The sequence below is a fragment of the Mycobacterium sp. NGS50 genome (assembly GCF_059812545.1).
The window spans coordinates 64490-79167 of record NZ_JCALCW010000008.1 but is presented as its reverse complement, the minus strand read 5'-3'; the positions used below and the strand labels follow the sequence as shown (position 1 = coordinate 79167).

The window sequence follows — 14678 nt, the reverse complement described above, 5'->3', positions numbered from 1 at the left end:
CCGATGTCAGGTTGGCAATACCCATGCCGGAACCGGCTCCATAGGCAGTAGCTACAATTGGCGCCCATGCCGACGCCTCGGGAGCCGATCGCGCGGGCACTGCCTCTGGATCAGCGCAAGGCGAAACGTCGCGCCGCGTTGCTTGATGCCGCCACAGAGCTGGTCGGGTCGCATGGCACCGGCGCACTAACCACGAAGGCCGTCAGCAGCATGGCTAGGCTCAACGAGCGCTACGTCTATGAGAGCTTCGGTTCACGCGACGGCCTGTTGCTGGCAGTCTTCGATACTGCCCTCAGCACTGCCATCGGCTACTTGGTCGACCGCATCGTCAATGGCGACGACTCGAGCCCAACGGACCGCCTGCGTAACGCATTCAACGCCGGGCTGGACTTCGTTGACAGTAACCCCCACCTGCTGCGCATCCTGTTTGTCGAGGCTGACGGCGATCCCGTCTTGCGAGACCGGGCCCGCGAGATGCGCGTCCTACTGGAGCGACTGACGCACGAATTCCTCGACTCGTTTGCCCCGGGCGAGCGAACGTCCGACCAATTGACGGTGATTTCGATCATTGCCACGGGCGCGACCCTCAGCCTGCTGAACGCGTGGGCGAACGGTACAATTGCCGTCCCACGGGAGGGAATCATTAGCACCGTAACTAATTTGGCTAGCCAGCTAATCCTACCCGAATCTACTCAACAACAGTCGTGACCGGACGTCTGGTTCACGAAATCAACTGAAGGGACCCGGTTGGTGGTCCAGTAAGTATGGGGCTTGGGGTTGGTGGGTCGTGGCCGACGATAGGGCGAACTCGGTCGGTGTCAGGTCGCCGTGGGCGGAGGGCGGCCTGTTGGCGTTGTAGTCGCAGTGACAATCTTCAATGACCACCCGGCATCCCAACAGGAAGTCGACGCGCCAGGAGTGAGCAGTTCCTCGTATAGCCGGCCGCTGAACCATTCGATCCAGGCGTGCTGCCCTGGCGACCGGGAACGATGAACAGCGAACCAGTGCCGTTAGACCGGCGCCGATCGTTGACGGCGTGCACGACGAACTCGGGGCCATCGTCGAAGCGCGCATAATGCGGCGCACCTCGTTGTAGGGCCAGGCGACCCAAGACTTCGATGGCACGATTAACGTCGATCGCCAGAGCTTCGCGGGTGAACGCGTCGGCCAGGTTGAGCATCTTTACGGTGCGTCCGTCGGCGACGGTGTCGTATTGAAAGCCCACCGCCCAGATCGCATTCGGCCGGATCGGTGACACCGTGCCGACGGCAGTACCGATGGCGGTCAGCTGCGTCTTCTTGCGGCACTGCGTAACCCGCAGGTTCTCGTCGCGCCATGACCGGCTTCTTGAGCGGTGTCGCGCTCCTTTGAGACGCTTGGCGTCGCTGGCCTTCATGTCGCCGTGCTGGACACGCCGCTACAGCCGGCAAGCCGCAGTCGAGGATCGCCAAGGCCCAATGCGGACAGCCCGGGCGCGCCGCCCCACCATCTGGTAGTGGGTACTACCAGATGGTAGTGTGCACTACCAGGGCATTGGCCCCGAGCATCAAGGAGCGACGATATGAGTTTCCCGACTACCTGTCCGTTCCCCCAGCAAAACGGTCCGACGGATCCGGCTATACGTATCGGCGCCGCCACTCGGTTTGGCGATATTTTCCGGCTCACGCGGCTTCCGGTGATGTCGCTCCGGCATGGCACCGACCGCCGATTGCCAGGTCCGATTGGTTTGCCGGTCCTCGGACGCGCCCGTTCAGTCATGCGCGATCCATACCGTTACATGCGTACCTCGACCCAGAGATATGGTGACATTTTCCGGGTTCCGATGCCGGGCGTCGACCTGGTGATCGTCAATCACCCGGATCTCGTCCCCGAAGTGTTTGACCGAAGCGGGACCTACGCCTTTCTGCCGTGGCCCAACTTTATGTCGAGACTCTGGGGGCTGCCGCTTCCTTTGATCAGCGATGCTGACGCTTACAGCGAACGGCGCAAGCTCTATACCCCGATGTTCGGCAAACGCTACCTTTCTAGCCTCGCCGACGACTTTGTCGACGAGATGGTGATGCGCCTCGCCGCGTGGGAGCGGTTTGCGGACACCGGCGAGGTCATCAATCTCGAGCAAGAGTTGGCACGAGTGCTGATGCCCGTGGTGTTGCGAAACATGTTCTCAACTTCCTTCACGCTTGAGGACATCGACACCATCACAGGTGATGCGCACGTCGCGCTTGAAGTCGCGACTGCGCTGCTGACGGGGCGCGTCCCGTCGGTACTCCCAATTCCCGGCGTGCCCAACCTGACAACCTCGCTGCGCCGTGTGAAGAGGCGAATCGGCGAGTTGGTGGATGAGCGGGCGAATGACCCGGTCAAACACACGGACCTGCTGCAGGTCGTGGTCGATGCCCGCCTACCCGACGGCAGCGCCTTGTCCCGCGATGACCAGGTCGTGGACGCCATAACGCTGCTCGCGGCTGGTTACGATACCATTACCGCGGCGCTGAGCTGGCTGGTCGCCTTACTGCCCACTAATCCTTCAGCCCAACAACGGTTTTTCGAAGAGATCGACGCCCTCGGCGGAGCGTTGCCGACCGCCGACAATCTCGGCGACCTTCGCTGGGCCAAGCAGTGCTTTGATGAGGCCATGCGGCTGCAGGGCGGTCCGTTCTTGCCTCGAGTTGCGTTGCAGGACACGCAGGTCGGCGGATACTCGATTCCGAAAGGCGCCGTGGTAGGTGTGAGCTTCACCAATCTGCACCGCGATCCGCGTTGGTGGGCAAACCCGGAGATCTTCGACCCACACCACTTCGACGACGATCAGGTAGCCGGACGACCTCGCCATGCCTTCATTGCGTTCGGGGCAGGGATGCGGCAATGCATCGGCATGGCGATGGCCTACCAGAATTCACTTCTGATGGCGACGCTGATCTTCCAACGCTATCGCCTCACGTTCCCGGACAGTTGGGTGCCGGAGCACCAGTGGACCGGCACCACAACGATCAAGGGTGGCGTTCCCTGCACCGTCACGCGCCGTTAGCGGCTGACTTTCGCGCCCAAGGAGTATGGTCAGTGGCCGTCGAATGCGGGATTAGAGGGCTGGTAAACCCGTACTCTCAAGGGCCCACGCGCAGCACGCGCACGATGGGCGCACCCGACATCTCAAACTTAGAGCGGGTTCACGCCTGCGCGGGTTCAGGCATCCCCATGAGGTAGCTCGCGGCCCGTGCGGCGGCGGCCTGCCCTGAAGCCAGCGCACCTTCGAGGATGGGCGCGTTGAGGTAGTCGCCCGCGATGTCGACCGGTCCGGGTTTGAGAGCTCGGCGCACATCCACCAGCCGTCGGGTGTAGCCGGGTTCGAATACCGGTACATAGCGCTCGATTTCCACCAGCCGGCGGTCGGTGACTTGTCCGCGCAGCCGCGGCTGGAGTTCGTACATCTGTTCCTCGAGGCGTTGGGCGAGCGCATCACCGTGCACCGGCAATCCGATATGGTGGTCGGATGCGGATTCGCCGGTAACAAGCAGCCCTCCGGATTTCACCGCCCAGTCCATGTGCAGCGCCCCGAAGGGGAGGCGACCATTGCGCTGCCTGCGCGGCACGACCTCGCCGACGCGCACACCGTGAGGGTTGACGTGCCGATACGCCTCGCGCAGCCGCAGGTACAGGTGGCTGGTCTGGGTGTATCTGACCGAGGAAAGAAAGGCGCCCAACCCGGCGGGCGCATCGCGCCAGATCCGGGCGGTGAGGTCTGCCGGCGTGGCAAGCACGACGCAGTCGGCTTCATACCCGCGGTTCCTGCCACGGCTGTCTGTCGCCTCGATCCGAACACCAATGCCATCGGTCGTCACCGATTCGACATTGGTGCCGACTTCGACATCCAAGTCGGCCGCGATCGCCTGGGTCAGCGACCCGGTGCCCCGGTCCAGTACCATCGGTTGGTAGCTCGGACCCCGTCCCAGCTCCCCACGCATAACGCCGATCGTCACCGCGGCCAGGAACGACCCGCTGAGGTCGTCAAGGTCGTAGCCGATATACATTTCGGCAACCGCACCGAGCACCTCCCGCAACGGTCCCAGCAGGTTGGCAACGTTGACGTGGTCGAAGGCGACAGCACCGCTGACGTCCGCGGCTTCGATGGACGGCAGTCGGCGTATCGAGCGGAGCGCGGGAACCGCAAGTCGCACAGCGCCCAGGAGCTTGCGCAGGTCGCCGGGTCGCAGCGCGCGCAGGATCGATCGCCCATCCAGCGCATCGATGTAACGCCAGGCGGCGCCGTCGCGGACCGCGTAACCGAGTCCGGGATCGCTGGGTTTGGCCTCGTCGCTCATACCCAGCTCGGCGAGCAGTCGCATCACGCGCCGGTAGCCGGGTGCCACGTACCAGGCTCCCAGCTCGACTCGCGCATCGCCCCAGGGATCGGTTCGAGCTCGCCCGCCGGCGGTGCATTCCCTTTCCAGCACGAGGACCGACAGGCCGCGTCGGCTCAGATCCCGCGCGGCGCCGAGCCCCGCGAGACCGGCTCCGACCACGATCACATCGCGGCGGTTGCTGTTGCGCTGGTTGACCACAAGTGACTCCACATCTTTACGACGCGCTGGTATGCGCCTGCGCGAGTGCTCGGACTCGCCTGGGTCCGATCAGTTCGGGGCCTCGTGGATCGTGATCGCGCCCGAGGGGCACGCCAGCGCGGCCTCGCGCACGGCGTCGGCGAATTCGCCGGGCACGATGGCCGATTGATCGTCATCCATAGCGTCACGCAGCGTGACGATCCCTTGCGCATCCGAATCGAACACGGCCGATGCCAGCTGCACACACAGGCCGGACGCGAAACAGATGTCCGGATCGGCACGCACTCGCATCAGAACCTCCAGCGCAACATGGGTAGTCAGTGACTACAACTACTGTCTGTAGTGTAGCGTTCAAATGATCGGTTGTGTCAAGGTCATGCACAAGCGTCTGCCGGGCCGCCGGGGAGGGAGCCTATGCACCACATCGCCCACTTGATCGAGCTCGACGTGCCGGCAGATGTCTGCTTCCGCTACGTCGACGATTTCGATAACTTTCCGAAGTTCGTCTTCGGAATGCAGGAATTCCGTCCGGTAGGACCGGCGGAGCCGAAACTGGGCTCGGAGGTCGAGGGATCGCTGAAGCTGGGGCCGGTCAGATTCAGGGCTCAGGGGCATGTCAGCGACTACGACGTAAACCGGTTGATCGCGCTGACCCTGGACCGCGGGCCCATCACCGGAGTCACTACCTGGCGGTTCACCCCGACCGACATGGGCGGCACCGTGGTCTCAGCCGAACTCGGGTATCAGATCTCAAACAGCCTCACCGGTCGGGCACTGGCGAAGGTTATCGACTCTTTGCTTGAACCTGGGATCAGGTACACCGAGTCCAAACTGCGGGAGCAACTCGCCAACCACCGTCGCTGAGAGGCCTTCCAAACGGCTGTTGTCAGACGCTACAACTTATGTCTAGGATGTAGCATCATGTTATTGAGGCGACAGGAGGTCCCCGTACGACCGCGCCGTGTGAAGTGCTTCGTCCGACCGGGCCAACATCACCTGCCATTACCGCTCGAAGGAGAAACCACGTGACTTCCGTTGCACGCACGACGGCCACGCGCAAGACCACGCGCCGGACACCCGCACCCGCCCCCGCTGCGCCTGTTCTGGTCACTAGGTCGGAGCAATATTCCGCAGAGCACCAGGCCCATATCGCGTTGATAGATGGCTACTTCGCCAAAGTCCGTTCCCAGGAACAGCTCTACGCGTCCCTTGGCCTTCCCGCCGACGGGCTCACCGACTTCCTGGCCAAGTGGTTCGACGCCTGGGAACAGCGCTCGGTTGTGCTGCTGCGTGACTGCATGGCCGACACGATGGTCTACGCCGATCCCACTATCAGCAGCCGCGACTGGGCCGCCGGCCAGACCGAGTTCGACCTCTACCATTTGGCGTTTCGGCTCTGCCCCGATCTGGTGTTCTATCCCCAGGATGACACCATCCGCACGCTGCCGTACTTCGACTTCCTCGACGGCAACGTGCGGATCACAGTGCCCTGGCGCGCGATTGGGCGGTTCCGGCTGGCACTCCGCACTATCGACGTTGTCGGTGTGGACCGCTACAACCTGGTTCGCGACCCGCAACGCGGCTGGCTGATCGCCCGCATCGACACCGACGTCGACCTACTCGGCGCCCTCGGACAGCTGCTGCCCATACCGATCCGGGCGCCCAAGCAGAAGACCGTGCAGTTCCTGTTCCGCGCTGCACAGAAGGTTATCCCGGCCCTGCGCGGACCCCGCGTGCCGGCCATGACGCACGAAACCCGGTGACCGGCTCCGGTCCGTCTATCAGAGGAGATGTCATGTCTAGCGCGGCATCCGCGTGCCCGTGGCCTGGCCACGCCGCCGCATCCGATCCAGCCGTCCGCACCACTGTGGCGACCGGTCGCGGCGACGTCTTCCGACTGACACGGGCGCCGATCGCGACGTGGCGGCACGGTCCTGACCCGCGAATCCCCGGCCCCACCGGTTTGCCCGTTGCGGGTGTTGCGCCCCAGCTGATTCGGGACCCCTTCGCATATCTGCATGAGGCCGCGAAAAAATATGGCGATGTGTTTCGGGTTCCGGTGCCCGGATACGACTTCGTGATCATCAATCACCCCGACCTGGTTCGGCAGGTCTTTCACGACCGCGGTGAGAAGTGGGGCACCCCGCCCTACCCCCAGTTCCTGCGAAGAAGGACCGGACTCGGGTTGCCGCTGCTGGACGGCGACGCGTACAAGGAGCGGCGAAACCTCTACACGCCGATGTTCGGCAAGCGTTACCTCACGACCCTGGCCGACGAGTTCGTCGACGAGATGACCGTACGCCTCGACCCTTGGGAGGCATTCGCCGACACCGGCAAGGAAATAGACCTCGAGCACGAACTCGGAAAAATCCTGTTGCCCGCATTTCTGCGGAACATGTTCTCCACCATGCCAACGGACGATGCCCTCGCAACCTACGATCGAGACTTGCGGGAGATCCTCGCTGCGTTCGCATCGGCAACATGGACCAGGCGCCCACCGAACCTGTTCCCGATACCGGGGGTCACCAGCCTCCCAGCCTCCGTCGTCCGAACTATCAAGAACATCGCCGGAATACTCGACGGGCGCAATTCAAGCCCGACCAAACGCAAGGACCTGCTCCAGGTAATCGTCGACGCGCGGCTCAACGACGGCAGCCCGCTGGATCGGCGCGATATGATTTTCGACACGATAGGAATCATCGTCGCGGGATACGACACGGTGACTGCCGCGATGTCTTGGATGTTCTCCTTGCTTCCTACTAATCCAGAAGCACAGCAACGGCTTTACAATGAGGTGGATGCGCTCGGCGGAGCAACACCAGCTGGGCGCTTGGACGAGCTCACCTGGGCCAAGCAGTGCTTCGACGAAGCCCAACGGCTGCAGGGCCACCCGTTCAACCCCCGGTATTCGAAGGGCGAGAACGAACTCGCCGGGTTCCGTATCCCGAAAGGCACGCTGATCGGCGCGTGCATGACTGCCCTGCACCGAGATCCGCGTTGGTGGGCGCGGCCCGAGGCCTTCGATCCCACTCATTTCGACACCGACCAAGTCCGGGCGCGACCGAACACCGCGTTCATCCCGTTCGGCACCGGCCCGCATCAATGTGTCGGTATGGCGATGGCGTATCAGAACGGGCAACTGCTCACCGCGCTGATCCTGCAGCGCTACCGGATCCATCTCCGCCCTGGGTGGACGCCTAAACATAAGGCCACCCAGTCGGTCACGATCAAAGGCGGTGTGCCATGCACGATCACGCGTCGATGAGCAGCCGGGTAAAGGCGGAGCATGGCGTGCGCCGTGTAACTGACCCTCGCCTGAGATGGCGGGCCTGGCAGCGTCATCGTTCACTCGATGCAAGGAGGAGGACCGCGTGACCGCAACCGCCGGCTCAGAATGCCCATTCGCCGGATCGCCTTCGGCCGAAGTCCGGATCACGGAATCCACGGGAGGCCGGGATCTGCTGCGGCTGACCAGGGCACCGTTGCTCGCCCGCCGTGGCGTCGACCGCCGCATGCCCGGACCACAAGGGCTGCCCGTCGTCGGAGATGTACCCCGGTACATGAAGGATCCTTTCGACTATGTGCTCAGCTGCCAGCGCAAGTACGGCGATATCTTCCGGGTTCCAATGCCGTTGTGGGACTTAGTGGTGGTAACTCATCCCGATCTGGTGCTGGAAGTCTTGTACGACCGAGGCGAGCGGTTTGGTTGGCCAGGGTGGCCAGGTTGGCTCGAGCGCATCGCGGGTATGCCATTCCCGTTCTTGGATGGGCAGCGGTATACCGAGCGTCGGGGCATCATCTCGCCGATGTTCGGCAAGCGGTACCTGAGCGGGTTGGCCGAACCGATCGTCGACGAGTTCGCGACGAGGCTGCAGCGGTGGGAGCACTTCGCCGACACCGGCAAGGTGGTCGACATAGAGTATGAGTTGGCGCGGCTCACCCTGCCGGCGTTTCTACGGGCAATGTTCTCGATGTCGATCACCGACGAACAGTTCGACCGCTACCACCAGGATCTGAGCTTATCCCTATCGGCTCCGGCAGCAGGGTTTTGGCTGCGGCCTCCCACCGATCTGCTACCGATACCCGGTCGACCAAACCTGGTCCGTTCGTTCCGTCGCATGGAACGAGAGGTCGCCGGTCTGATAGAAGCCCGCAAGGCCGACCGCTCCGAGCACCGCGACCTGTTACAAGTGATCGTCGAGGGTCAGCTGAAGGACGGTACGCCGCTGCCCCGCAAGGATATGATCCACGACACGACGGGGATCATCATTGCCGGATACGACACCGTCGTGGCGGCGATGTCGTGGATGCTGGCACTGCTGCCGACGAACCCGGAGGCCCAAGCCAAGCTCTACAGCGAGGTTGATGGTCTCGGCGGGACACTGCCTACGGCGGCGGACGTCGACCGCTTGACCTGGACCCGTGCGTGCTTCGACGAAGCGCAGCGACTTCAGGGCAACCCGTTCTTTCCGCGCTGGGCCAAGGTCGACACGACCTTGGCGGGATTCAACATTCCGAAGGGAACCACGATCGGCTGGAGTTTCACGGCGGTCCACCGTGACCCGCGCTGGTGGGCAAACCCGAATGTTTTCGATCCTCGACATTTCGCGGACGAGACGCAGGTCAAGGCGCGGCCGAAGACAGCGTTCATCCCGTTTGGTGCGGGACCGCACCAGTGCGTCGGAATGGCTATGGCTTATATGAACGCGGCGTTCCTGACCGCGCTGATCTTGCAGCGATACGAAGTCCACCGTCTGCCCGGATGGGAGCCCCGTCCCGTCGCGGCAACCTCCGTACCCATCAAGGGAGGCTTTCCCGCCACCATCACCCGCCGATGACCCACATCCCATCAAGACACCAACCGGCAGAAAGCAGAACTATCGTGACCACCGCATCCGAGAACGTCCAGGACATAACATCCGGCACCAGCAAGACCGCAGCACCTATGAAAAGTCGCAACGCTGCTCGTTCCGGTGGCAGCTACCGCGCTGAGTACACATGGCCCGGAACGGTGCCGGGTCGCTACTCCCAAGCGCACCGCCCTTACATCGCCCTGATGGACGACTTTTTCGCCAAGATCGCGCGGCAGGAAGAAATGTATGCGGATGCAGGTTTCCCGGCCCAAGGCCTGACCGACTTCCTGTGCAAGTGGTTTCACGCGTGGGAGCTTCGATCAGTCGAGGGCATTCGGGACTGCGTAACCGACGATCTGGTTTATGCCGACCCGTCCGGCGGTGGCATTGACTACGTCGCAACAAAACGCGAATTGATCGACGTGTACGCCATCTTGTTTAAGATCTTCCCGGATATGGTCTTCTATCCGCAGGATGCATCACAGAAGGCGCTGCCGCTTTTCGACTTTCTGGACGGTCAGGTCCGCGTCACGGTGCCCTGGCGGCTAATCGCCACGCTGAAGTTCGCTCCCTGGCGTGCCATCAATACAGTCGGAGTGGACCGTTACAACCTGGTGCGTGATCCTGCGCGCGGCTGGTTGATCTCCCGCATAGACACCGACGGCGACTTCACATCGTTTGGCCAGTTATTTCCGTTCCGGCCGATCCATGGCATGCGCCAGAAGACCGCTGGCCGGCTGGTGACGATTATTCAGAAGCTTCGACCGTCGTGGCGGGGCCCAGAAGTACGCCCCCTGACTGCGGACCTTCGATAATGCAGGCTTTCCTGCAGGTCGGGGTGCAGGTGATGGGCACGGTGCTGGAGCGGATGACCCAAACCCATTCTCGACGAGTTCGCGAATTCGAACCCGCCCGAGGGTGTATCACCGACGTGTGATGGTGTACGGAACACCGCCTTTGATGGTGATGGACCCCGTTTGCTTGTGCGAGGGTGTCCAGCCCGGCCGGAGACGAATCCGGTAACGCTGCAAGATGAGCGCGGTCAGCAATTGCGCGTTCTGATAAGCCATCGCCGTCCTCACGACTGACTGACCGCGACTCGTCGTTGTTGGCCTCATCCTGAGCATCGAGGACTCACCTCGACTGTCCAGATGCTGAACGTGGAAGGGGCCAGACAGCGGCACCTTGTGCCGAAACAGAATGAATATATACTGTAGCGTATGTTGCGCCCTTTGTCTGCTGACGCGGAGCGTCGGCCCGAGATCGCGCAGGCGTGGCACCGCGCCACTCTGTACGGCCTCGACCCAACGGCACCGGTACGGGAAGACGTGGAGTTGTCACACGTCGATCGAGCCAGCAGGCTCGCTGTTGCGGCGGGTCCGGTATTGGAACGCATGGCCGCCGACCTGATGGATACGTGTTTCTCTGTGTTGTTGGCGGATCATCGAGCCCGGATCGTGGACCGACGGGTGGGGGAACGGCAGGTCGCCAATGCGCTGGATCGTGTGCTGGCGGCACCCGGTTCGAGGTATGACGAGGAGTTCACCGGGACGAACGCGCTGGCGACCGCGTATGAAATTCAACGGCCGGTTGCGGTGACGGGTGATGAACACTTTCTCGAAGCGATGCGGGTGTTCTGTTGCGTCGGTGCCCCGATCGTGGACCCGCTGACACGTCGGATTGCGGGTGTACTCGATATCTCGGGGCCAGCGGGCGAAACCCATCCCTTGTTGCGGCCGTATCTCTTGGCCGCCACGCGTGATATCGGGCAGCGGTTGCTGGAGGGAAAACGCCAATCCGATCAGCGACTGTTGCGGGCGTTTCAACAACTTTCGTTTGGCATGCGTCATCCGGTGGTCGTCATCGGCGAGAACCTGGTGCTATGCAATCGAGTCGCAACCGATTGGATACGCAGTGCGGACCACGCGAGCTTGCGTGCGCTTGCCGCCGAGGTTCCCGATCGGGGGGCATTGCGCACCGAGTTGCAATTGGCATCTGGTCATACGATGACTATCACGGGACAGCGCGTTTCCGACACCGACGGCGGCGTCTGCTTCGAGTTGAAACCCATCGACAATGGCCAGGGGAGCAAACCGGCGCCCGTACAGTTTGATCGCGAGTCGGCGGACACATCGGGAGTGCTTTTGATCGTGGGCGAGCCTGGCACGGGCCGCTCGACTCAGGGCAGGGTGGCCGCTGGCGGGGACCCGGTGGTGCTCCACGGGCATGAGGCCGCCGCGGAAGACCGGTGGTTGGGGACGGCGAGCACCGCGCTCAGCGGCACCAGACCGGTGCTGATTGACGACCTCCAGTCGCTGTCCGCGCGGGTGGCCGCAGCGTTGACGCCGTTGGTCCGGTGTGCGAAAACCATCGTTGTACTTACGAGCTCACCCATCGACGTGCTGACAAGTGAGCAGGCGGCTCTGGCTGCGACGGCCGCTGACCGTCGCAAACTCCGTGCGGTCCGGGAATACCGGCATCAGTTCACCGGGCTCGCAGCCGATGTTCTCCACGACCTGGATCCGCAGTCTTGCTTGCGCTTAACCTCGTCTGCGGTGGAGGTGTTGGCGGCTAATCCGTGGCCGGGCAATGTGGCGGAGCTTCGTAGGGTGCTCGCGTTCGCTGCTCGGGGCCGAACCTGTGGGGACATTCGTGTCGAGGACTTGCCTGCTGCGTACCGGTGTGCCGTGGTTGCGGGGCTGACGCCGATCGAGGTAGCCGAACGATCCGCGATCCAGGCTGCCTTGACTGCTGCCGGTGGTAACAAGCTGAAGGCGGCATGCGCTCTGGGGATCGCGCGGACGACGCTGTATGCGCGATTGCGGCGGTACCGGATAGCCGGGTGAGCCGGCCTGTTGGCGAGGCCGGGCTGGTGCGCGGTGTGGGATGAACTCACTAGAGGTGCGGTGACTGTCGGGGCGTGTTCAGAATCCGAACAGTTCGCGGGCTGCGGTCGGCCTGACGATGTAGGTGTGGTCATGCCTGGAGGACACCCGAGTTGGTGGAGTGCCCGATGACAGTTGGGTACGCCGTTGTGGTCGGTGTGGATGGCGATTTTGTCATGACTATGTGGCGCGCAGGCTGCGACCGGGAGGGATTTTGCGCTTGTATACAGCCCGTCAAACCGAGCAGATGATTGCGCGGGTACCGGTAGCGTCGAGGACGCAGTTGGATGCGGCGGTTGCCGCGGCCAGAGGTGCGTTTGCGGGGTGGTCGAGGACACTGCTTCAACAGCGGCAGGCCGTAGGTGGCGTCGCTGGGCGACCGTTTGGAAGCGCAGTCGTGGACGTAGTCGCCGGAATATTGAATTGCGTCCGCAACGCAGCGGCCCGCGATAGCATCGCCCAATCGGTCGATGACGGGCGGTCCAGCACAAGAATTTTCATACCGCTACCTGCGGTAACGGGCCACGGGGGAACTAGCTGTATGAAGCCACACTCCACATGCAACGATAACCAGTCACGGGGACTCTGCTGTGGATGGCGCGCGCGGGGAGGCGTCGTCGTATGACGACACATCGCCTCGGTGGGCGACCGTGGCTAAAGGCGGTTGAGCTCAGCAGTCGCGGCATTGTGTCACGGTTGGGCAGGATTCCGGTGCAGAGTGCGGCCACTACGGGGCGCGGGCTGCTGCTCGCGGCGAGCATCGTACGTTGGACAGTTGTCGACGCCATTCTGCTGCGGCTACGAATCAGCGAAACCGTCACGCAAGCATGGGTTTTGACAAAGGTGATGGTGGTCCCGGCATTACTCATGGCCGTCCCGTTCGGTGCGCTGATATCGACTCAGTCGGCTGGCCTCATCAACCAAGTGGGCGCAAGCTCGCTCGTTGGCGCGGCCAGCGGGGTCGGTGTGGTCCGGCAGGGCGCGCCCATCACGGCGGGCCTGCTGATGGGTGGAGCGGCGGCATCGGCAGTCGCGTCGGATTTCGGGGCACGCGCGATCCGTGAGGAACTCGATGCATTGCGGACGCTCGGCGTCAACCTGGTGCGGCATCTCATCGTGCCGCGGTTCCTTGCGCTGCTCCTAGTCGCGCCGATGTTGTGCACATTCATCATCGGGACGTCCGCGCTGGCGTCCTACCTTCTGTCGGTGATGGTGCTCGACGTGACGCCTGGCGGCTTCTGGATGTCATTTGGGACGTTCGCGAGGATGGTGGATGTTTGGTTCGCTATTGGCAAGTCGCTGGTGTTTGCGGCGATAGTGGCGATTGTGGCGTCGCTTCGTGGCGTTGAGGCGAAAGGGGGCCCCCGCGGTGTGGCGGACGCCGTGAACGCCTCGGTGGTGCTCAGTGTCGTGTGCATTGCCATCGCTAACGTGGGGATAACGCAATTGCAGACGATGTTCGCCCCGATGGAGATATCGTGACGACATCACCTCGTGTCGCGGCCCCGTCGCTGGATTTCGGGGCCCGACTACTGAGGGTACAGCCGGCTCGGAATCTGTTTCGCACACTAGGTCAATGGTTGGTTTTTATCGGGCAAACACTCTACCTGCTGCCCCTTGTCTTCCGTAAATATCGCCGTCACACCTTGAAGGAGATGAACAATCTCGCCTGGGGCCGAGGGTCCATCATCGTCGACGGCGGCGTGATCAGCGTCTTGCTGATCCTCGGCGTTGCGGTAGGCGCCTCGGTGGCCATCGAGGCGTATGCAATCCTGAACCTGATCGGCTTCGGTGCGCTTTCGGGGATCGTGGGCGGCTTGGCAAACGTGCGCGAAATGGTGCCACTGGTGGCCGGTATCGCGTTCACAACGCAGGTCGGATGTCGTATCACCGCCGAAGTCGGTTCGATGCGCATCGCGGAGGAGATCGACGCCACCGAAGCCCTGGGCCTACGGTCGATACCGTTTGTCGTCGGCACCCGACTGGTGGCCGGCCTCGTGTGCATAGTCCCGGGCTACTCCTTGACGTTGGTGACGAGTTTCTTTATCTCAGACGCCATGATCGCAAGACTTCACCACGAACCCGGCGGCACCTACCACCATTATTTCGTCCAGTTTCTAACACTTAGCGACCTTACCTACTCCGTTATCAAAGCGACTGTCTTCTGCGCGGCAGTAATTCTGATACACAGCTACTACGGCTACTTCGCTTCGGGCGGCCCTGTGGGGGTAGGTATTGCTTCCGGCCGCGCCGTACGGGCAAGCCTCGTCGCGATCATGACCCTCGATTTCGTAACCACGGTCATACTGTGGGGTCTAAAGCCGACCTTCGTATTCACGGGATAGGGCGGACAGGCGTGTTATTGCGGGCTACTGCAGAAT

General features: G+C 62.7%; 13 protein-coding genes and 1 pseudogene. 11 read left to right on the top strand and 3 right to left on the bottom strand.

All coding sequences use genetic code 11. The features are described 5' to 3' along the window. The first annotated feature begins 66 nt into the window (after nt 1–66). Nucleotides 67–708: a TetR/AcrR family transcriptional regulator gene (locus AC5Y36_RS07855; RefSeq protein ID WP_500040302.1), complete on the top strand. Its 642-nt coding sequence runs from the start codon at nt 67–69 to the stop codon at nt 706–708. A gap of 21 nt (nt 709–729) precedes the next feature. Here the strand turns inward: AC5Y36_RS07855 and AC5Y36_RS07850 are convergent. Next, a pseudogene (locus tag AC5Y36_RS07850) lies at nt 730–1342 on the bottom strand (integrase core domain-containing protein); the annotation flags it as partial. 219 nt (nt 1343–1561) lie between these two features. Between AC5Y36_RS07850 and AC5Y36_RS07845 the strand changes: the two are divergent. Further along, nucleotides 1562–3028: a cytochrome P450 gene (locus AC5Y36_RS07845; RefSeq protein WP_500040301.1), complete on the top strand. Its 1467-nt coding sequence runs from the start codon at nt 1562–1564 to the stop codon at nt 3026–3028. 139 nt (nt 3029–3167) lie between these two features. Here AC5Y36_RS07845 and AC5Y36_RS07840 read toward each other — a convergent pair whose 3' ends face one another. Both AC5Y36_RS07840 and AC5Y36_RS07835 read right to left on the bottom strand, forming a co-directional pair. Further along, nucleotides 3168–4559, bottom strand: coding sequence for an FAD-dependent oxidoreductase (locus AC5Y36_RS07840; protein ID WP_500040300.1), 1392 nt, complete (start codon nt 4557–4559; stop codon nt 3168–3170). A gap of 69 nt (nt 4560–4628) precedes the next feature. After that, on the bottom strand, nt 4629–4844 hold the full coding sequence (locus tag AC5Y36_RS07835; protein WP_500040299.1) for a ferredoxin: 216 nt from the start codon (nt 4842–4844) through the stop codon (nt 4629–4631). Between the two features lie 129 nt (nt 4845–4973). Between AC5Y36_RS07835 and AC5Y36_RS07830 the strand changes: the two genes are divergently transcribed. The 9 genes from AC5Y36_RS07830 to AC5Y36_RS07790 all read left to right on the top strand — a co-directional run bounded on the left by AC5Y36_RS07830 (nt 4974) and on the right by AC5Y36_RS07790 (nt 14642). Next, complete coding sequence (locus AC5Y36_RS07830) at nt 4974–5423, top strand: SRPBCC family protein (protein ID WP_500040298.1); 450 nt, start codon at nt 4974–4976, stop codon at nt 5421–5423. 290 nt (nt 5424–5713) lie between these two features. Further along, entirely contained in the window at nt 5714–6322 is a 609-nt protein-coding gene (locus AC5Y36_RS07825; protein WP_500040297.1) for a hypothetical protein, read from the top strand. 104 nt (nt 6323–6426) lie between these two features. Further along, complete coding sequence (locus tag AC5Y36_RS07820) at nt 6427–7824, top strand: cytochrome P450 (protein WP_500040296.1); 1398 nt, start codon at nt 6427–6429, stop codon at nt 7822–7824. Between the two features lie 106 nt (nt 7825–7930). After that, nucleotides 7931–9397, top strand: coding sequence for a cytochrome P450 (locus AC5Y36_RS07815; protein WP_500040295.1), 1467 nt, complete (start codon nt 7931–7933; stop codon nt 9395–9397). Between the two features lie 44 nt (nt 9398–9441). After that, a complete protein-coding gene (locus AC5Y36_RS07810) occupies nt 9442–10227 on the top strand; it encodes a nuclear transport factor 2-like protein (protein ID WP_500040294.1) in 786 nt (261 codons plus the stop codon). A 405-nt stretch (nt 10228–10632) separates the two neighbouring features. After that, on the top strand, nt 10633–12258 hold the full coding sequence (locus AC5Y36_RS07805; RefSeq protein ID WP_500040293.1) for a sigma-54-dependent Fis family transcriptional regulator: 1626 nt from the start codon (nt 10633–10635) through the stop codon (nt 12256–12258). Between the two features lie 124 nt (nt 12259–12382). Next, nucleotides 12383–12922, top strand: a complete 540-nt coding sequence (locus tag AC5Y36_RS07800) for an aldehyde dehydrogenase family protein (protein ID WP_500040292.1) — start codon at nt 12383–12385, stop codon at nt 12920–12922. After that, a complete protein-coding gene (locus tag AC5Y36_RS07795; protein ID WP_500040291.1) occupies nt 12919–13779 on the top strand; it encodes an ABC transporter permease in 861 nt (286 codons plus the stop codon). Before AC5Y36_RS07800 ends, AC5Y36_RS07795 begins: the two co-directional genes overlap by 4 nt. Beyond that, nucleotides 13773–14642: an MlaE family ABC transporter permease gene (locus tag AC5Y36_RS07790; RefSeq protein ID WP_500040379.1), complete on the top strand. Its 870-nt coding sequence runs from the start codon at nt 13773–13775 to the stop codon at nt 14640–14642. The genes AC5Y36_RS07795 and AC5Y36_RS07790 overlap by 7 nt, the downstream gene beginning before the upstream one ends. Nucleotides 14643–14678: the final 36 nt, after the last annotated feature.